This is a genomic window from Pseudoalteromonas aurantia (assembly GCF_005886875.1).
GTDB lineage: Bacteria > Pseudomonadota > Gammaproteobacteria > Enterobacterales > Alteromonadaceae > Pseudoalteromonas > Pseudoalteromonas aurantia_A.
The window spans coordinates 79,645-99,928 of record NZ_PNBY01000074.1; the positions used below are offsets into that span (position 1 = coordinate 79,645).

At 41.6% G+C, this 20,284-nt stretch carries 14 protein-coding genes; 7 read left to right on the forward strand and 7 right to left on the reverse strand.

The features are described from left to right. Positions 1–39 precede the first annotated feature (39 nt). The 3 genes from CWC18_RS15470 to CWC18_RS15480 all read right to left on the reverse strand — a co-directional run bounded on the left by CWC18_RS15470 (position 40) and on the right by CWC18_RS15480 (position 3,001). Complete coding sequence (locus CWC18_RS15470) at positions 40–1,236, reverse strand: glycine C-acetyltransferase (RefSeq protein ID WP_138592531.1); 1,197 nt, start codon at positions 1,234–1,236, stop codon at positions 40–42. A 156-nt stretch (positions 1,237–1,392) separates the two neighbouring features. Continuing rightward, positions 1,393–1,950, reverse strand: coding sequence for a D-glycero-beta-D-manno-heptose 1,7-bisphosphate 7-phosphatase (gene gmhB, locus CWC18_RS15475; protein ID WP_171041127.1), 558 nt, complete (start codon positions 1,948–1,950; stop codon positions 1,393–1,395). A 7-nt stretch (positions 1,951–1,957) separates the two neighbouring features. Next, on the reverse strand, positions 1,958–3,001 hold the full coding sequence (locus CWC18_RS15480) for a glycosyltransferase family 9 protein (protein ID WP_138675627.1): 1,044 nt from the start codon (positions 2,999–3,001) through the stop codon (positions 1,958–1,960). A 124-nt stretch (positions 3,002–3,125) separates the two neighbouring features. Here CWC18_RS15480 and CWC18_RS15485 point away from each other — a divergent pair, with 124 nt between their 5' ends. Then, complete coding sequence (locus CWC18_RS15485) at positions 3,126–3,845, forward strand: 3-deoxy-D-manno-octulosonic acid kinase (RefSeq protein ID WP_138675628.1); 720 nt, start codon at positions 3,126–3,128, stop codon at positions 3,843–3,845. Between the two features lie 21 nt (positions 3,846–3,866). Here the strand turns inward: CWC18_RS15485 and hldE are convergent, their stop codons facing one another. The 3 genes from hldE to CWC18_RS15500 are packed head-to-tail and all read right to left on the reverse strand — an operon-like array spanning position 3,867 to position 7,408. Then, positions 3,867–5,312: a bifunctional D-glycero-beta-D-manno-heptose-7-phosphate kinase/D-glycero-beta-D-manno-heptose 1-phosphate adenylyltransferase HldE gene (gene hldE / locus CWC18_RS15490; protein ID WP_138675629.1), complete on the reverse strand. Its 1,446-nt coding sequence runs from the start codon at positions 5,310–5,312 to the stop codon at positions 3,867–3,869. After that, positions 5,312–5,902: a D-sedoheptulose-7-phosphate isomerase gene (locus CWC18_RS15495; RefSeq protein WP_138675630.1), complete on the reverse strand. Its 591-nt coding sequence runs from the start codon at positions 5,900–5,902 to the stop codon at positions 5,312–5,314. The genes hldE and CWC18_RS15495 overlap by 1 nt, the downstream gene beginning before the upstream one ends. Before the next feature lie 54 nt (positions 5,903–5,956). Continuing rightward, a complete protein-coding gene (locus CWC18_RS15500) occupies positions 5,957–7,408 on the reverse strand; it encodes a capsule assembly Wzi family protein (protein WP_138675631.1) in 1,452 nt (483 codons plus the stop codon). A 148-nt stretch (positions 7,409–7,556) separates the two neighbouring features. Here CWC18_RS15500 and waaA point away from each other — a divergent pair, with 148 nt between their 5' ends. Then, entirely contained in the window at positions 7,557–8,831 is a 1,275-nt protein-coding gene (gene waaA / locus CWC18_RS15505) for a lipid IV(A) 3-deoxy-D-manno-octulosonic acid transferase (RefSeq protein WP_138675632.1), read from the forward strand. After that, positions 8,828–9,370: a DUF1415 domain-containing protein gene (locus CWC18_RS15510; RefSeq protein ID WP_138592523.1), complete on the forward strand. Its 543-nt coding sequence runs from the start codon at positions 8,828–8,830 to the stop codon at positions 9,368–9,370. Before waaA ends, CWC18_RS15510 begins: the two co-directional genes overlap by 4 nt. A 77-nt stretch (positions 9,371–9,447) precedes the next feature. On the opposite strand, the gene CWC18_RS15515 is transcribed toward CWC18_RS15510, so the two are convergent. Next, positions 9,448–11,547, reverse strand: a complete 2,100-nt coding sequence (locus CWC18_RS15515; RefSeq protein WP_138592522.1) for a TonB-dependent receptor plug domain-containing protein — start codon at positions 11,545–11,547, stop codon at positions 9,448–9,450. Positions 11,548–11,801: 254 nt separating this feature from the next. Between CWC18_RS15515 and CWC18_RS15520 the strand changes: the two genes are divergently transcribed. The 4 genes from CWC18_RS15520 (at position 11,802) to CWC18_RS15535 (ending at position 20,284) form a co-directional block, all read left to right on the forward strand. After that, the gene (locus tag CWC18_RS15520) at positions 11,802–12,398 is read left to right on the forward strand and encodes an acyl-homoserine-lactone synthase (RefSeq protein WP_138592521.1); all 597 of its coding nucleotides are present in this window, start codon (positions 11,802–11,804) and stop codon (positions 12,396–12,398) included. Positions 12,399–12,481: 83 nt separating this feature from the next. After that, a complete protein-coding gene (locus tag CWC18_RS15525; RefSeq protein WP_138592520.1) occupies positions 12,482–13,228 on the forward strand; it encodes a LuxR family transcriptional regulator in 747 nt (248 codons plus the stop codon). A gap of 178 nt (positions 13,229–13,406) precedes the next feature. Further along, positions 13,407–19,790 (forward strand): type I polyketide synthase, encoded by a 6,384-nt coding sequence (locus CWC18_RS15530; RefSeq protein ID WP_138592519.1) that lies wholly within the window; start codon positions 13,407–13,409, stop codon positions 19,788–19,790. A 71-nt stretch (positions 19,791–19,861) separates the two neighbouring features. Further along, a complete protein-coding gene (locus CWC18_RS15535; protein WP_138592518.1) occupies positions 19,862–20,284 on the forward strand; it encodes a PaaI family thioesterase in 423 nt (140 codons plus the stop codon).

The following is a 20,284-nucleotide window of genomic DNA, read 5'->3' on the forward strand; positions in this document are numbered from 1 at the left end:
TCGCTCGTAAAAAAGGAAGCAGCTGCTTCCTCTATTTATTTAAATTATTTCTAATTCTTTACCAATGCGGATAAACGCATTAATCGCTGTGTCTAATTGCGCTTTGGTATGCGCAGCAGAAATCTGAGTTCGAATACGTGCTTGACCCTTAGGGACAACTGGGAATGAGAAACCCGTTACGTAAATGCCTTCGCTAAGTAGTTTGTCTGCCATTGCTGCTGCTACTTTCGCATCCCCTAGCATCACTGGAATAATGGCATGATCCTTACCCGCACAGGTAAAGCCAGCCGCTTCCATTTGCTCACGGAAATACGCCGCATTGCTCCACAGCGTGTCACGTAACGCTTTTCCATCTTTAAGCATCTCAAGCACTGCAATTGAAGCTGTTACAATAGACGGTGCCAGTGAATTTGAGAATAAATACGGACGAGAACGTTGACGTAACCAATCAATCACTTCTTTTTTACCTGACGTATAGCCACCTGATGCACCGCCAAGGGCTTTACCCAATGTGCCCGTGATAATGTCGACTCGATCTAATACACCACAATACTCGGGTGTTCCGCGACCATTTGCACCGACAAAGCCAACCGCATGAGAATCATCAACCATGACCAATGCATCGTATTTATCAGCCAAATCACATACTGCTTCTAAATTACAAATCACGCCATCCATTGAGAATACGCCATCAGTTGCGATCAACTTAGTTTTAGCACCCGCTTGTGTAGCGGCAATAAGTTGCTCTTCTAATGCAGCCATATCATTGTTTGCATAGCGGAAACGTTTTGCCTTACATAAACGCACACCGTCAATGATAGAAGCATGATTTAACGCATCAGAAATAATCGCATCATCAGGCCCTAATATCGTTTCAAACAGTCCGGTGTTTGCATCAAAACAAGAAGAATATAAAATTGTGTCTTCTGTTTGCAAGAACTCACTTATTTTCGCTTCCAACGTTTTATGAATATCTTGCGTACCACAAATAAAACGCACAGACGCCACACCAAAACCATGGGCATCAAGGCCTTGTTTCGCCGCTTCAATCAAGCTTGGGCTGTTTGCTAAACCCAAGTAGTTATTTGCACAAAAATTAATAACTGAACTGCCCGAAGATACGGCTATTTCAGCTTGCTGAGATGACGTGATCACTCGCTCATTTTTGTATAAACCTTCAGCTTTAACTTCTTCAAGTTGCTGCTCTAACTGGCTATAAAAGGCCGATGCTCTCATTTAGAGTCTCCATTGGTTGCACGGGTCACTCACATTCTTACAACTTGGTCGTCGTGACTGAGTTGTGAGTGATATCAAATAGAATTGTATTGTAAAAGTTTCAGGCCGTAATTGCACGAATTGTGATTATTGGCCACCACAGCCCAAAGTATATGTTTATGAGGTAGAAGACATAATACTGGGTACATTCTTTAGTGATGAACATACAAAATCAGCGAGTTCCATCGTTTTTCTATCAAATATCTGACCAGACTCAACCAGTATTGCCGTGTTAACGCCAGCAGCTCGTGCGGCTTGAATATCCGATATTTTATCACCCACCATCACACTCTGAGCCACATCAATATCAAATTCTGCGATTGCTTGATTGAGCATACCTGGCTGTGGCTTTCTACATGTGCAGTCAGTTAAATACTCAGGCAGCGCTTGTTTAGGGTGGTGAGGGCAAAAATAAACTTGGCTAATAACAACATCGTGGCGCTTAAACTCCTGACACATCCAAGTACTTAACTGATGAAATTGTTGTTCCGTATAGTACCCTCGACCAATACCAGATTGATTTGTGACTATCACAATTAAATACCCTTGCTCACAAAAGTACTGACATGCTTCGAATACGCCTTCAATAAATTGAAAGTCTTCAATCTTGTGAACATAAGCATGATCCACATTGATCACACCGTCTCTATCTAAAAAAACAGCTTTGCGACTCATAGAACTTCTACAACCCTTCTTTGATGACGACATTGTCAAACATCGTAATAACACGCTCAGTACTTATCTGAGACATTAAATCCGCACCTTTGACTCGAGTGCCCCACGGAAGTTGGTCAGCCGTTTTATTTTTTTGCTTTACTAAATTTTGGTGATATACCTCAACCACATAATCCAAATATAAATAAGGCCCTGTTCGCGCAGGGTTAGAATGGGCATATAAACCTATCACTGGCGTGGCTACCGTTACCGCCATATGTGCAGGCCCAGTATCGGGTGCCAGGACCAGTTTTGCTTGTTTTAATACACATAACAGTTCTTTTAACTGTGTTTTACCGACTAAATTTAAAACAGGGAACGTAACATAACTCAAAATATCATCCGCTAAAGTACGCTCTAGTTCAGTTGGCCCCCCCGTTAGCACCACGTCAAACCCATTTTCATGTGCATGCTGAGCGACTTCCGCGTAACGTTCTGGCAACCAATTACGCTCAGCTTTGCTTGCAGCGGCTGCTATCACAAACACTTTGTTTCGCCCTGCCAACAAACCACTTGCCGTGTGCTCATCTTGCTCAGAAAAAGGCATAACCCAACTGGGCGCGTTACAGCTAGCACCTATAGCACTCGCAAAATTCTGAAAACCTTCCAATACATGCGCAGATTGCTGAGCATCAATTGTGCGATTAACAAATAGACTGTGCAGCTCTTTACTGCGGTGCTTGTCAAAGCCAATTTTTACCTTTGCGGGAATGCAACGTGCGGCTAGATTCGCTCGCAGTGCCACTTGCATGTGTAAAAGTACGTCAAACCGTCGCCCTTTAAACACAGATTTTAACTGCTTATACGCAGCTGAACCTTGCTTTTTATCAAAAATGATAAACTCGACGTTCGCTAAACCAGATAAGAGCATTGCCTCAACCTTGCCAAGCACCCAGGTCACTTTTGCATGAGGGTGTGCTGCTTGAATCGCTTGAACAGCGGCTACCGCATGACAAACGTCTCCAATGGCTGAAAGCCTAAGAATACAGATTGAATTATATTGAGCTGACACACATATCCCATAGGGTTAACTTCAATTAGTGCCCGATCTTAAATTATTCATCTGGCTTTGCAAGTTTATAGCGGGGTAAAAAAACGATACACTTAACTCATCTAGATTTACGTTGTCACTTTGCATGCTAATTAATAACATTGAACAGGGTTATATCCTTACGCCTGACCATACAAAAACCCCTTTTCTTCCAGAGCACTTTGACCCAAATTACTGGCAGCAGCAAAATGCAATTGTAGGTACAAAAGAAGGTCGGGCAACCGCATGGTTTTTTCGCCACAATAACCAAATCAGTGTATTAAAACATTACTGGCGTGGCGGGATGGTAGGTAAGTTATTATCTGACCAATACCTTTTTCAAGGTTTAAAAAGCACCCGAGTATATAAAGAGTTTTTATTATTATGCGAATTAGAGCAGCGAGGCTTACCTGTTCCCAGTCCTGTGGCCGCAAAAATATCTACATCTTATTGTATTTATCGGGGTGATCTGATCACCGCCGCTATTACTGGCGCCACCAGTCTATGCGAAGTGCTTCAAACGAGAGAGATGACATTAAATCAGCTCAACAAAATTGCGCAAACCATTGCTCAGTTTCACCGTGCTGGCGTCTATCATGCCGATTTAAACATCAATAACATTCTATTTAATGAAGCTGGAGAGGTATATTTAATTGACTTTGATCGAGGTGAATTACGCACGCCTTCCCATAGCTGGCAAAAACATAATATGGACAGACTACGTCGTTCATTTTATAAAGAGGCCGGCAAATGGCCGACCTTTTATTTCACAGATAACAATTGGGAACAACTTAATCTGGCTTATAAACAAGCCTTAGCGCGTTGATAAGCGCCCAAATGACCAGCCCTATTCTGTAGCCTGTGCCTTTTTGATAATATTCGATGTCGAGCAACCGTTCAGAAAATCAAGTACTTCAACACGCCCCCCCGTACTTAGAACATGCTCGGCTCCAGCGATTTCAGACACTTTATAATCGCCCCCTTTCACAAGAATATCAGGGCTTAATTGTGTAATAAGCTCTGCGGGTGTGTCCCCCTCAGCTTCACTGCCAAATGGGATCACCCAATCAACAGAGGCCAAGGCTGATAAAACCATTGCACGCTCATCTAACGGGTTTATAGGCCGGTCTGCGCCTTTCAAACGTGAGATAGACTCGTCATTATTCAATCCAACAACCAGCTTATCCCCCATGGCTTTGGCTTGTGCCAAATATTTAACATGACCAGCATGTAGTATGTCAAAACAGCCATTCGTGAATACAATGCGTTCACCATTTCTTTTCGCGAATGCGATATGCTGATGCACGTCATCAAAAGGCGCTTGATAATGTTCACCATTTTCAATCAAATATTGACCTAATTTCTGGCTTAGTTCTTCAGGTGTAACCGTTGCAGCCCCCAATTTGCTGACAGCTATTCCCGCTGCAATGTTCGCCACTTCAACCGCGTCCTTTGCGACCATACCTGCACCCAACATCGTTGTAAGTGTTGCAATCACCGTATCACCTGCCCCGGTCACATCACTCACTTCTCGAACTTGTGCAGCAAAATGATGTTTTTCAGTATGGCTTATCAATGACATACCTTGCTCTGAACGAGTCAATAACATGGCATCTACCCCCGCATCGGCTAAAAGCTTACGCGCACTCAGAGTCAAAGCTTCCTCTGATTTAACCTCACCGCCAGCCAACTGAAACTCATTCAGGTTCGGCGTAATAAAATCAGCACCTTTGTATATTGAAAAATCTGATGACTTAGGGTCTACAAGCACAATTTTACCCGCGGCCTTTGCTACAGCGATCATCTCTTGAATTGCAGATAAAGCGCCCTTATTGTAATCAGAGAATAATACATAATCATAATCATCAATTACTTGCTGTAAATTTTCTCGTAACAAACGGCTATGTGCTTGAGTAAATGTCTCTTCTAAATCTAAACGTACAACTTGCTGGTGACGGCTAATAACTCGCATTTTGGCAATCGTAGGCAGCCCAGTAACACTCACTAATTGTGAATGTATATTTTCAGACTCTAAAATACGCTCAAGGGTTTGACCAATATCATCTTGACCAATTAATCCCAACAGCCCAACTTTACCATCAAGGTGCGCAACATTTTTTGCAACATTGGCTGCACCGCCCGCTTTGTCTTCTAGAGTGCTTACTTTAACGACAGGCACTGGTGCTTCTGGCGAAATACGACCAGTATCGCCTAACCAATAGCGGTCGAGCATGACATCACCCACAACCAATACCCGCGCTTTATTTAAATGCTGTAAGCGTGATAAGTCCATTATTGTTGCTCCGCCATCGACATATCAATTGCCTCACATAACCAGTGACCAATGAACATGTGTGCTTCTTGAATACGCGCAGTTTCGTCATTGCGAATAATAATAGGCAACTTAGCAATGTCTCTTACCTTACCCCCCTCTCTGCCCGTCAATGCAACAGTGAAAGCGCCAATATCATTTGCCGCCTGTAATGCTAAATTTATATTCGTACTGGTTCCCGAGGTCGTTAAGCCAATGACCAGATCTTCTGGCTTACATAGTGCCTGAACTTGTCTCTCAAATACTGTATCAAAATGATAGTCGTTACTGTGCGCTGTCAGAATTGAGGTGTCCGTGGTTAATGCAATCGATGCTAATGGTCCCCTTTCCAGCTTATATCGAACAACAAATTCAGCTGCTAAATGCTGTGCATCTGCAGCGCTACCACCATTACCAAACCAAATTACTTTACCACCCTTTGCCAGTGTCTTTTGACATGCCTCAAGTAGCTGCATGGATTCTTTATGATAGTTCGCCATCGTATTAAAAACGTCTAAGTGACGTTGTAACGAGGCTAAATAGCTTTGTTCAATATGTTGATTTTGCGACATATAAGTTCCTAAATTACCGCTTATTGGCTTTATTCTGTAAATAGTATCCGTGATTTACCAGTATACATTGACTGATAACCAAGTATAGCTTTCACCGAATACATCTTTACCAACGGCTAACGTTGTTTCAACCTGACGGTGAGATATTTTTCGGCTATTGCTTATTTGTAGTTCCTGCCCCACTTCATAACTCTGACCAAGCTGCCCGAGCTCGTTAAGATAATTACTTTCATTTGCAATTCTAGTGTACTTTGCACGCCATAGTGAGTGTAGGTTTTCACTGTAAGTCGCCTCAATGATGTGGGCTTGAGACGGCGCGGCATCATCAAACTGACGCTGATCGCCAATAAAGCTCCCCATGACAGCACCATCGATGGAGTTACCATACACAGGATAAATTTCATTAACGTACCACAAACTATGTTGATTCGAGTACTCATAACGTAATGTACTCTCTTTTGTCATTTGTGGCAGATACACGCCAAAATTAGTCGCCGTGTTACCAAATTGATAGTTTTTATGGCCCTTAGTATCTTCACCACCATACTCAAAATACCACTCTGCTGGGGTTAACATGCTTGTGCGTAAAGTACTGGTAAACGTTACCCATTGATCGCCAAGCTCTGTATCTTTACTGCCAGTTAAGCCACTATTGTCATTACCCGCAGGATCGAAGTATGCTTTAAAGACATCTTTGGTCGTCACTTTTCGTGGGCCGCCACCAAACTGCATCATACGGTTTAAGCCTAACTTCCAACCGCTTAAAGGCTCAATGCTAAAGTGAGTGCCCGCCAACTTAGGCTTACCACTATGCAACGTACCTTGATACAAAATTGCGTCTTCAACATGCTCACTTTCGGCGTAGAACAGTTCAAAATCAAAGTTCCACCAATTTTTCAATGGTGCTATTAAGCCCAGAGAAACGGACGGCAATGGCTTAGCGTTATTAGAATAAACTTGTGCAAAGCTCTTAAAAGGAGAAAACCAATGTTCTTTATACCCTAAATTAAGCTGAAATGTGTCACCTCCCAATGCATAAAATGTATTGTAAGCCACTAAATCACCAGCATCGACTCGATAATCAACCCCTATCTGCAACAAAGAGCTATCACTACCGCGCCATACACCTTCCAAAGAAAGCTCAGCATACTCATCTGATGTGTTACTTCGGTCATTCGCCAACTTCACGACTTCACCAGAATCAGCTCTCAATTTAATACCTTGTCGTGTTATATCATCCTTACTAAAGTACGGCTTTAGACGCCCTCTAATACTATTATATAGCGACCTATCAACCGCGCTGAGTTTACGTAATGCCATGTTGATTTCACTTATTCGATAGGGTTTAGCCATCGGCGTACCATCAGTCAAAGCAAACATTTTATCAATTTGATATTCTAAAATAGCGTCTTTTCCTATTGGCAAGTAAGCCGTTGGGGCTGAAAAAGATTGGCTTGAGAAAAGAAACAATGCACCAGCTAGGTAATAGGTAATTTTAAACTTCATCTTTTATCATTGGTTTTTATAATATACCGCTATGGTAACAAAGTTATTTTGTGGGGGCACGACCCTAAAGTGTGTAAATTTGTTATTAGATTTCAGTTTTTTCTCGATACACAGTAAAATAGCCTTTTATGACTATGATATGTAACTCATGATCCGCTTCTTATATAGCTGTTTACTCTATATTCTCAGCCCCTTAATTGTTATTTATCTGTATTTTTTCAGAGGTAAAAAAGCCCCTGCATATCGACAGAACTTTACTGAGCGCTTTGCATTCTCACTCATCAATTTACCAAAAAATGCCGTCATATTTCATTGTGCGTCAGTTGGAGAAGTCTTGGCTGCGGTGCCATTGATTTCAGAGTATAAAGCTCGTCATAAAAATGACCATATTATTATCACCTGTAACACCCCGACTGGTCGCCAACAAGTAAAAAACAGTTTTAAAAACCAGGTCCCTGTGTGCTATTTACCTTTTGACTTTTGGGATTGTGCCAATCGCTTTATCAAGACACTTTCACCAAAGCTGTTCATTACATTAGAGACCGAATTATGGTTAAATATTATGACAGCGGCACAAAAAGTGGCGTGCCCAACAGTTGTCATCAACGCCCGACTGTCTGAAAAGTCTTTGCGCGGGTATCAAAAAGTACCGCGATTAGCTAAAGCGCTTATGGGTAGCATTAATCATATAGCAAGTCATAGTCATGAGGATGCTGAACGTTTTATCTGTTTGGGTTTACCTGCAGATAAGGTCACCGTCACGGGCTCTATTAAATTTGATATCCACGTCGATGACACTGCCCAACAACAAGCTGAGCAATTAAAGTCTGAATTTAATACTCGTCCCGTTTGGATAGCAGGCTCAAGCCACCCAATAGAACATGAAAAGCTACTTTATGCACACAAAGAACTGCTAAAAATATACCCTGACACACTATTAATTATCGCGCCTAGGCACCCAGAACAATTCGAGCCGGTCGCAGACTTGCTCTCGCAACAAGGGTTCACTTTCACTCGACGCAGCGAACAGGTCGCACCGACAAAGCAAGTAATTCTTGCTGATACGTTAGGCGAGCTCAAAATGCTGTATGGAAGTGCCGATATCGCATACATTGGCGGAAGCCTCATTGATAGAGGTGGGCATAACCCTTTAGAAGCCGCAGCGTTTAATGTAGGTGTTATTACTGGCCCTAGTATTTATAACTTTGCACATATCTACCCTGAACTATTTTTACATCAAGGCGCTATTTGTGTTGAAGACCAAGCGGAATTAGCAACTCTATTAATCAGTTTATTAAACGATCCCCACCAGCTTAAAAAACTTGGCTCTAGCGCAAAGCGCTGCCTGAATAAAAACCAAGGTGCAATAGAAAAATCACTACAGGTTTTAAAACATAATTTAATAAAAGAGACAATCTCATGAATGCTCAAATAAACGCTATGCAACGTTGGGTGAGTGCAGTCATAGTTAAATATAACTTTTGTCCATTTGCACGTAAAGAAGTTGAAGAAAACCGCATTCACTATTGCGTATCCGAAAGCACAACACATGATGATGCGGTGATGGATATGTTGGAGCAGTGTGCTCAACTAACATCCGATCCAGACCGAGAAACAACATTGCTCATGTTTCCCAATGGTTTTGCACTTTTTGACGATTTTGTCGATTTAATCGATCTTGCAAACACCATGCTTCGAATTCAAAATTATGAAGGCGTATTCCAAATCGCGACTTTTCATCCCGACTATGTATTTGCTGATAGTGATGACAACGACCCAGCCAATTACACCAATCGAGCGCCCTTTCCCACCCTACATTTAATTCGTGAAGCAAGCATGTCTCAGGCACTCGCCACATATGATGACCCAGAAAGTATCCCACAGAACAATATTAAACTTGCACACCGTAAAGGCAAAGCTTTTTGGCAACAGCTATTAAACAGCTGCCATCATCCTCAATAAAATAAAGCGAAACGATACCTGAAAAAAATGCCCATGTTCATGCAGTGAAACATGGGCATTGTGTTGCCATTCTTTATTTAAAAATCAATATTTATACCAATTGATGGCAAGGGCATATCAGGAAATATGTAGTCTTTCTCATAATTGGAGTAGTCCGCATTGTATTCAAACTCTTGAATAGAACGATTGCCATACACATTCAATATCTCAAAAAATACGTTCGCTTCTTGACCCCATAGCTCGGTGTTATAATCAACACGTATATCCAATCTATGGTACGCACTCAAGGTACTTTCGTTAAAAGGCTCGTATATTGGTTGATATAACACAGGCTCAGATTGCGCATTAGAGTTAGGGTCATAGATAGGGGTTGATCCTGTCACTTGCGTATAACGCCGGCCGCTTTGATAACGCCATTTAGCACCGACTTGCCATTCATTGCTTATGTCATAGCTGGCAACCATATTGACGACCCAAGGCAGATCAAATGCATAATCAAACTCCTCCCCAGTAACATTATTTGTTCTATCTGAGTGTGAATAAGCAATACTTACCCACCCATACCATTTGTCGCTGTAGTTTTTATTAATAAGTAACTCAGCACCATATGTTTGACCTTCGCCTTCGTTAAAATATCGTGTCGTATTTGGTGCAATCACCTCACCGTAGCGACTTGCTTGAGCAGCAGGGTTTGTCACTATCAGATCTTCAAGTTCTTTATAATATAATTGTGCACGTACAGCCCAAATCTCATCGACAACATAATCATAACCTAGTACATACTGAGTTGACTTTTCTTGCTCTAATTCTGGATTACCTAAACTTTCGCTAACAAATGCAAAGTCTTTAAATCCTTGGTGATGTCGGCCTACACTGACACTCAGCTTACCTGCATCTTGAATAGGGAGTGATGCCTTAAATCGAGGTTCTAGCAATGACTCATCGTTATAATCATATTTACTGGCATTAACGCCAACATTAATATCAAACTTACCAATCTCTTGACGCCACTCAACGTAGGCTGATACTTCATCAAGATCGAGTTCTTCCGTTGTTGAGAATTTAGGGCTAAAGTAACTTGGCGGGCACATTTCAAAATCGTCGTTACATGGGAAATCTCGTCCTGCTGCGTTCATATCAACTGTTTGCAGTTGATATTCACCCCCTACCATTAATACTCCCGAATCAAAATCATATTCTACCAAACCTTTTAAGCTCAAAATGTCGGTATCCGCCTTCAGGTTTAATATCTCCCCCTCTTTAGACATATCTTCTTTGGATAAGTGGTTTAATGCCATCTTATGGCGATATCTATCAAGTTGTCTATCCCAAATAACCCCTTGATTATTGTAGCTGAACTCATACAGTTCACCACTTTCTAAATCTGGATTTTTAGCCACATCTCGACTGCCTTCATCGAACTCTGTTTCAATTTTATCATTGGCTCCGGTTGCAACAAAAGTCAGTCGGTCTTGGTTATTTAAATCCCATACCAACTTAGTTTGATAATCATTGTTCCTTGGCGGCGTGGGGTAAGTAAAGTCCTCATCTTCAATAAAGTTTTCAATATATAAATGAACCAAAGATTCTCGAAATGATACATAATAAGCCATATCATCATTGATCTGACCTTCATGTAAGATAGAAGCGCGAATAAAACTCAGCTCAACATTTGTATTTGACTCAGTGAAACTGGGATCTCTAAGCTTAGTAACAATTAACCCCCCGTTGGCATCATTAAATTGCGAACTCCACGCACCAGTCTCTAATGAGAAGTTTTCAATGAGCCTAGGGTTATATGTTGATAGACCATCGTTGTGGAATGTATAACCGACTTCTAAAAAGTCAGTTTCATAATAGTTATCTTGAGAGCTTGAGCCTCTAATCGCAGGCTCTGCAACTGGCCCCCCTGTTGCTGGTGGCGTTAATATTACACCAGGTAGAGCTTCAATCGCTTTTAAAGGATCATTATTCGCTCCTGGCACTTTTAAGATTTTGCTGCTTGAAAGCTCCAGACCCGATCCTCTAGTCCCCAATACCTGAATTGTCTCTATTTCACTTTGCACTTTTTCGTTGGCCGTTTCATTTGCGTTTGCCGTCCCTACGATTGCGCCTGATATTGCGAGGGCCAATGTAGAATACACCAAACTATTTTGATAATTATTTCTATATGTCATGACAACACCTTAAATAGCTTAAATTGATTGTGTAAAAAACTACGATAATTATGAGTCTTTCAACGTATAAAAATAATATATTAAATGTGAATTTTTTGTGCAAAACCCTCTTAACATTAAAATAAATCACCAACCTGTAAGAAACAACAGGACAACCCAAGAGAAGCTTTCAGGTTATACATTGTTATAAAACCAAGCTCATTAAAAAGCAGATTAAAGTGTAATTACTAGCATTAAAAAAAAGGAATAATACAATGCTAGATAATATAATAAAAAACACATACAACATTAATAAAATAGACACAGACACAAAAAACAAAATACACAAACTAAGGTACAATGTATTTCACAAACAATTAAAATGGGACGTGCCAGTTATTAATGATCAAGAAATAGATGAGTATGATGATTTAGACCCTGTATTTGTTACTGCTAAAGATCATAGTGGTGAGCTAATGGGTTGCTTAAGAATTTTAAAAACGACTAACAAGTATATGTTAAAAGATACCTTCCCTCAGTTATTAGATAACCAAGCAGCCCCTCAATCAAAGTCGGTATTAGAAATTAGTCGCTTTGCCACACAAAAAAGTGAACATTTATTTGATCCAAATGAAAAACGCTACGTAACATATAGCGTGTTGCAGCAAGCATACCTGCATGCAATCGAACAAGGAGTGGAAGAGTACGTAATGGTAACAACATGCGCAATAGAGCGTTATCTTAGAATACTGGGTGTACCCACCAGTAGACTAGGGAACGGCTTAAGTATGGACATAGGCGGAGTTAATTCCGTCGCTATTAAAATGAGCATTAATGATGAATTTAAGAATGCAGTTTTTTCAATTCATTAATTAGCGTTCATCCACTCCGTATCGACATCGAACTACCACGGATACTGGTAGATATTAATGAAGAGCATGATACGGAAATAAGTATGGATCAAGATATCGCATTTATGATAGAGCGTTGGTTAATGCAGTGCCAACGCGCCTCGACGAAAGCACAGCTAACGCAGATTTTACAATCCATAGTCAAGCAGCTCGACATGGACTATTACCTAATGTGTGTTGTGTCACCTCAACAGCTTAAATCTTCTGATATGTTTGTGATTGACAACTATCCGAGCGATTGGATGTCACATTATTTGGGGAATGATTTAAAGAAAAATGACCCCGTTGTACTCCATGCACAAACCAGTGTTACCCCCATTTTTTGGCAAAATGCCAATATCATTAGTACCACAAACCCTCATGCAGACATAAAAATCATGCAGCAGGCTGCGGACGCAGGGTTAGTCGATGGGATCACTGCACCGATCCGAGGTATGTTTGGTGAGTTTGGCCTTATTAGCATTGCTTCAAAACAACTTATAGAACTCGATAAATATATAAATTTAAATCAAATATTATTGAGTATAACTCCGTACTTATATGAAGCATCAAATCGTTTAAAAATAAACAATAGCCCAGCAAACAAAATAGAACTAACAAGTAGGGAGTCTGAATGTATGGAGTGGGTAATTGAAGGGAAAACAGCTTGGGAAACAGCTCAAATATTAGGTATATCTGAACGAACAACAAATTTCCATGTGAATAATGTTATAGAAAAAACAAGCTCATCAAACAGACAGCAAGCAATAGCTAAGCTACTTATTTCAGGGTTATTAAAACCAGTAATTTAAACAAGCAACCCATACCTGTTATAAATACTAGGTTTGATTAAAAAAACACAATAAAACTAAATATAGGCAATAATTAAACAAAAAATCGACAGTACCGAATTTATTATTATTACCAATCAGAAACGAATAAGAATTACATTCTGATAAAACTTAATAATATAAATAATTGGGAACTGTTATGAATAAATCTAACCAAATAGCTATTATCGGTGTCGGCTGTCGATTTCCAGGGAAGGCCAACTCAGCAGAACAACTTTGGAATAACGCAAAAAAAGGAATTGATGCGATATGTGATGTGCCAGGATCTCGATGGGACGTTCGTAAATACTACAGTGAAAATAGAAAAAAACCCGGTAAAACATATGCAAAACAAGGTGGGTTCCTCTCACAGCGTTTAGACACTTTTGACCCACTGTTTTTCAATATATCTCCTAAAGAAGCTGATGTAGTCGACCCAATGCAAAGACTACTGCTCGAAGTTAGCTGGGAAGCGATGGAAGATGCCGGCGTAACCTCTGACGCAATACAGAAGGTAAAAACCGGTGTATTTGTCGGCGGCTTTGCTATAGACAATAAGACGATTCAGTTAGACAGTCAAAATATCTATAACATTGACTCCCAAACGCCATTTGGTGTGACACATGCACTTTTATCTAACCGACTTTCCTATGTTTATAATCTAACAGGCCCGAGTATGTCGATAGACACGGCTTGTTCAGCATCAATGACTGCGCTTCATTATGCGGTACAAAGCCTACGTCAAGGAGACTGCGAACTAGCAATGGTCGGCGGCGCAAATACAATGATGACGCCACATTACCCGCTTACCATGAGCAAAGGACAATTTTTATCTCACCATAGTCGCTGTAAAGCCTTTGATGCAGATGCTGCTGGCTATGTGCGCTCAGAAGGTGCTGCAATTTTATTGCTAAAACCGCTAGAGAAAGCCATAAGCGATGGCGATGATATTTACGCTGTCATATGCGAAACCGGTGTAAACCAAGACGGACAAACAACGGGGATCTCCCTTCCTAATCCTGAATCTCAGCAAGCTTTACTAGAAGAAGTTTATGGTAAAGCCGGTGTCACCTCTGAAGAGTTAAGTTATATAGAAGCACATGGAACTGGCACAAAAGCAGGTGATCCTCTAGAGATCAAAGCAATCAGCTCAGTATTACAAAAGCGTCAGTTAGATAACCCTTGCTTCGTTGGCTCCATTAAGACAAATATAGGCCATACAGAAGCAGCATCAGGTGTTGCGGGGCTCATTAAAGCCGCAATGACAGTAAACCGTAAAGAAGTTGCACCTAACTTGCACTTCAATAACCCCAATCCAGAAATTCCATTTGACCAGCTCCCTATCGAAATCCCAACCACGGTTCGTCAATTAGATAAAGATAAAGTGCACTTTGCAGGCGTTAACTCATTCGGTTACGGCGGCAGTAACGGTCATGCCTTATTGCGTTCCCTATCAGAAAAAGAGCAAAAACAAACTAACCAACCAAAAAGCAGAGATAGCGACTTTATTGACGGGCCTTATATAGTGCCAATTTCCGCTAAGTCTGACAAAGCACTTTATCAAGTGGCACAGCGGTTACTCGATTTTCTAGAAGCACCAGAACGCACAGAGCAGCCTGTTAGCCTCTCAGATATCATATACACCTTGTCACAAAAGCGAGACATCTTGAATATCAGAGTCGCATTTGTGGTAGCTAACTTAAATGATTTAATTGAACAGCTTGCTGATTACTTAGACGAGCAGCCTCACCCAGCTAGTGCAACCGGAACCAGCCACGAAAAATATGACGGCATAAACCTGATCTGTACAGGCATGGGACCACAATGGTGGCGTATGGGTCGACAACTTTATGAAAATAATCATATTTTCCGCGCAAGTATTGAGCGCTGTGATACTGTCTTTAGTGAGGTAGCTGGCTGGTCTGTCAAAGATGAGCTATTAAAAAATCAAGATACCTCACGAATGCATGAAACTCAGGTAGCCCAGCCAGCCAACTTTGCCATTCAAGTCGCATTATATGATGTCTTAGCTGCATATGGGATCAAAGCATTAAGTGTTATTGGCCACAGTGTTGGTGAAGTCAGCGCGGCCTATATTTCAGGTGCTTTATCATTAGAAGATGCGTGTAAAGTCAGTTATCACCGCAGCCGCTTACAACAAACCTGTGCAAAAGAAAATGGTTCAATGCTTGCCATTGGGTGCTCGGTTGAAGAGTTTAGTACTTGGCAAACATCCTACCCAGAAATAGAAATCGCCGCCGTCAATGGTCCAAAAACCATTACCGTTGCTGGTGATAAAAAACAACTAGAACTCCTTGAAGCTCAGTTAGTATCTAAAGAGATTTTTGCTCGATTACTCGCCGTAGAAATCGCCTACCATAGCCGATATATGGACACGATCAAAGCTGATATTTTTTCTTCTTTGAGTGATATTACCCCGCGTAAAACCAATATTCCTCTTATCTCTACAGTGACAGGGCAACATATCGACGGGGAATCACTGGATGCCGAATACTGGTGGAAAAACGTTCGGCAAGCCGTGCTATTTGCTGATGGGTTACAAACTTTACTTCAAGTCAATGATGCTCCTGTCATGGAAATTGGCCCTCACCCAGTATTAAAAAGTGCTATCAAAGAGGGACTCACTATTGCCGAAGACAGCCGCCAACAATTGGCTTCTCTGCATAGAAAAGAGCCTGAGGAACATTACTTCTTCAACCAGCTTGCACAGTTTATTTGTCATGGTGGACATCCCAATTGGGAAACGCAGTTTGATGACAGTGCTCAATTTGTTCGCTTACCGACCTACCCTTGGCAACGTGATACATATTGGCGTGAAACTCAGCTTTCACTTGAAAAGCGGCACGGTCGCGCAGGCTATATTTATTTAAATGAACGTATGGACCGCTTAGAACCGACTTGGCAAGTAGAGTTAAACCCTTACCTTATTCCATATCTTCATGATCACAAAGTACACGATACAGTCGTATACCCAGGTGCAGGACTGATTGACAGTATGCTGTGTGCTGCAACAGAAGCAACGGGGGATACTGTATTAACGCTAGAAGAAATCAAAATAGAAAATATGCTGACCGTGGATGATAATCACGTAACCAGAATGGAAACTAGCTATAACCCAACCACACAACGACTAAACATTGCGTCTAGAAATGTAGCTGATGAAAACGATAACTGGAAGCCCATTGCATCATCGAAACGCTTAACGCAAGCGTTGCCAATAAAGCAAGTCAACTTCGCCGAGATCACACAAACAGTTCAGCAAAGTTATGATGTGCATACTTTCTACGACCAGTGCCGTAATGCTGGCTTAGATTATGGCCACTATTTTCAGTCAATACGGTCGCTTAAAGTATCTGAAGATGCGGTACTCGCTGAAGTCAGTTGTGTAGAAAAAGTCCTTAACGAAATAGATCAATACCGGGTTCACCCAACACTGCTTGATGCTGCATTTCAGTCTCTATTAACCATTACAGGACTTGAAAAAGCCTTTATTCCTGTTTCCATAGCAAAGCTGACGCTCATACAACAAAGTGTACAAAATGGTTACTGCTACGCCATTATGCGCAAGCAATCAAAGCGCAGTGTGCATTGTGATATTTATCTATTTGATGAATCAAAACAGCCCGTAGTGCAGATCGAAGGACTGCATTGTATGGCGGTTGAAAGTAACGAGCAAAATAACGAAGTAAATAACCCTCATAATTATCACTATGAATGGTTAGCACAATACACTGAAAAGCAGAGAAATGCCGTAAGTGTTCCTATCGCAATACTCAGCGATGGTTCTCTACTTGCACAATCGTTGAAAGCACATGCCATTGAGCTAGGTATGCAAGTACTGACCCTTGATGCAGGTGAAACATATAAAAAACATGGATTTAGTCACTTCACGGTAGATCCAACAACACAAACGAGTATTGAAAAAGCGATTGAAAACTGCCCATTTATTGAACCAAGAGTCATCATTGATCTGTGGTCTAGCCACCTTAACGATACAGAAGAGTTTAATGCATACGAAGTCAGTCAGCATGCATATGCATTGCGCAATACCGTAGAAGCATTAAATAGCCACTTCCCTGAGCATGAAATTGAGCTGTTTAAAGTAACTCGCAACGGTCAAATTAACGAGCTTTCAACGCATGCCGACACGTTCAATTTTTCAGCGTCGCCGATAGCAGGGCTTGCACCGAGTATTGTCAACGAATACCCAAATATCTTATGTAAAAGCCTCGATTTCGGTGATATAGAACAAGCACAGATATTAACCTGCTTGTTTAATGAGCTTGAAGACACCCTCAAAGAAACAGAAATTCGTTTCGATAAAGATGGACGATTTGTTCGACGTATCACGCCCACTTCTAGTCAGCTCGATGAAGACAGTAAACTAGTCACAACGACGGATGATCCCATAAACCTTTTACAAACAGAAGCCGGCCAGGCGAGTAGCTTAGAGTACAGTTTGATAGAGCGAATCAACCCGCAAGATAATGAAGTTGAAATACGCGTCATGGCCAGCGGTGTTAACTACAAAGACATATTGAAGGTACATAACCGTATTTCAGAATTTGTCACAGAAAATACTTATTTTGGCGATGAGCTTGGTATGGAAGTGGCAGGCGTCATCACAAAAGCGGGTAAAAATACAGCCTGGGAAGTCGGCGATGAAGTTGTCGCATTTTATGATAAAGGGGCATACCGCAGCTACATTACCACGGCAGATCAATTTATTAGCAAAAAGCCAGCACATTTAAGCTTTGCCGAAAGTGTCAACTATATGGGGTATGTGACCGCTTACCAAGGCCTGATACATCTGGCGAGATTAACACAAGGAGATAAAGTACTCATTCATAACGCCACAGGTGGTGTTGGATTAGCAGCTGTTCATATTGCGCTCAGCAATGGCGCTGAAGTATTTGCTACTGCGGGCAGTGATGATAAGCGTCAATACTTGAAATCTCGCGGAGTTTCACACGTGTTTGATTCACGCTCATTGTCTTTTTTCCAAGATATTAAGACTGTGACAGATAACTATGGTGTCGATGTCGTCTTAAACGCCAGAGATGGAGAGATACTACAAAAATCTGTTGAATTGCTCGCGCCATTTGGTCGCTTCGTGGAAATCGGTAAAAAAGACATTGCTGACAATTCTGGCCTAGCAATGCGCTGCTTTAATGAAAACTTACAATTTAACTCATTAGATATTGACCGTATTATGGTTCAGCGCCCAACGCAATTTCAGGCTCTAATGGATGAAGTCTCTGATTTCTTAAGTGATCAAAACAACTTTATTGTGCCTTGTAAGTCATTCTCAGTAACTGAGACTCAGGAAGCACTAAGATATGTCGCTCAATCCCAGCATATAGGAAAAGTCGCGATAGACTTTGATACTCAGTCTATCTCAGTAACTAAACCTCAAAAAAGAACATGGTTAACGTGCAACAGCACCTATTTAATCACTGGGGGCACAGCGGGGTTCGGCTTGCGTCTAGCCAAACAATTGGCTGATTGGGGAGTAAAACGTCTTGCGTTAGTAAGCCGCAGTGGCCGTGTTGGCGATGCAGATAAAGGCGTCATTGAACACATAGAACAACTCGGTTGCGAAGTCTATATCGATAGCGTCGACATTACAGATCTCACTGCAGTAACAGCGCTTATTCACGATATCGATAACGTTAACACACCACTAAAAGGCATCATTCACAGCGCCGCTGTACTTGATGATGACAATTTAGCGCAATTGACACCAGAACGATTCAAGAAGGTACTTGAACCAAAAGCATTAGGCGCGGTCAATCTGCACAAAGCAACTAGTCATTTAGCAAAAGAACAAATTGAAAGCTTTGTCATGTTCTCATCGCTTTCTTCAATGATTGGTAACCCTGGCCAAGCAAATTATATTGCTGCAAATGCATTCTTAAATACACTGGCTCAGCATAGACAAAGTTTAGGTCTGGCCGCTACTACCATAAACTGGGGTGCCCTCGCGGATGCCGGAATGGTTGCGCGAGATAATACTGTAAAACAGATACTAGCCGAGCAAGGGGTCTATGGTGTGCATAACGAATATGCCTTTAGCCAGTTAGATGAAGCGCTTAGTGCCAAAAAAGTGATGTGCGGTATTATGGACGTTGAATGGCCACTCTGGTTCAACGTCAACAAACCATCCAAAAGCTCCGCTCGATTCAGCTTACTGCTTGAGCAGTTCGCTCAAAAAGACGCGGACTCTCCAGCCCTGCGATTCCAAAAAGCCCTTGATGAGCTGCCGAACTTAGAAAAACGCGCTTTATTGGTTGAGAGCCTCAAAGAGCAGATATCGGCACTGCTTAATTACCCCATTGAACAAATAGACGCAAAGGTGAGCATTACGTCGCTCGGTGTCGACTCACTGATGACCCATGAGCTAAGCAAGCGCATATTTGTCAATCTAGGTCTATCAGTGTCTGGCATGGTCTTACTGGCTGGTCCAAGCATTGAGCAACTAGCAAAACAAGCGCTGGACGAGCAATTGGCACAAGCCGCTTAAAACATTAGGCGGCACCATGTGCCGCCGTACCCTAATTACATAAAAACATAATAAAACAGAAGGATATAACTATGACTGGTCTAAATCTCGTTAATCATATGCTCAACAGTGACGTAAATAAAGCAAGTATTATCGATTATTTCCCATTCAGTGATGGACGTGCACTTCCTGGTGAAGTCTCTGTGACGGTAACCCCTACAGAGGCCCACTTAAATGCCAATGGCACAGTGCATGGGGGTTATGCCGCAACAATGCTGGATTCTGTCACAGCCCTTGCAATTCAAACATTACAAGGATCAAATGCGACCGTCGGTACCGTCAGTTTAACGTTAAATTACATCAGGGCAATTCCCCCTCACACACCGCTAAAAGCGATTGGCAAAGTGTCGTCAATGACAAAGACCCATGGTTTCTCAGAAGGTCAGCTTGTTGATACTGAAGGGGAAGTTTGTGCAACAGCAAAGGCTTGCTGTGTCTTGGTACATGGGAGCTAA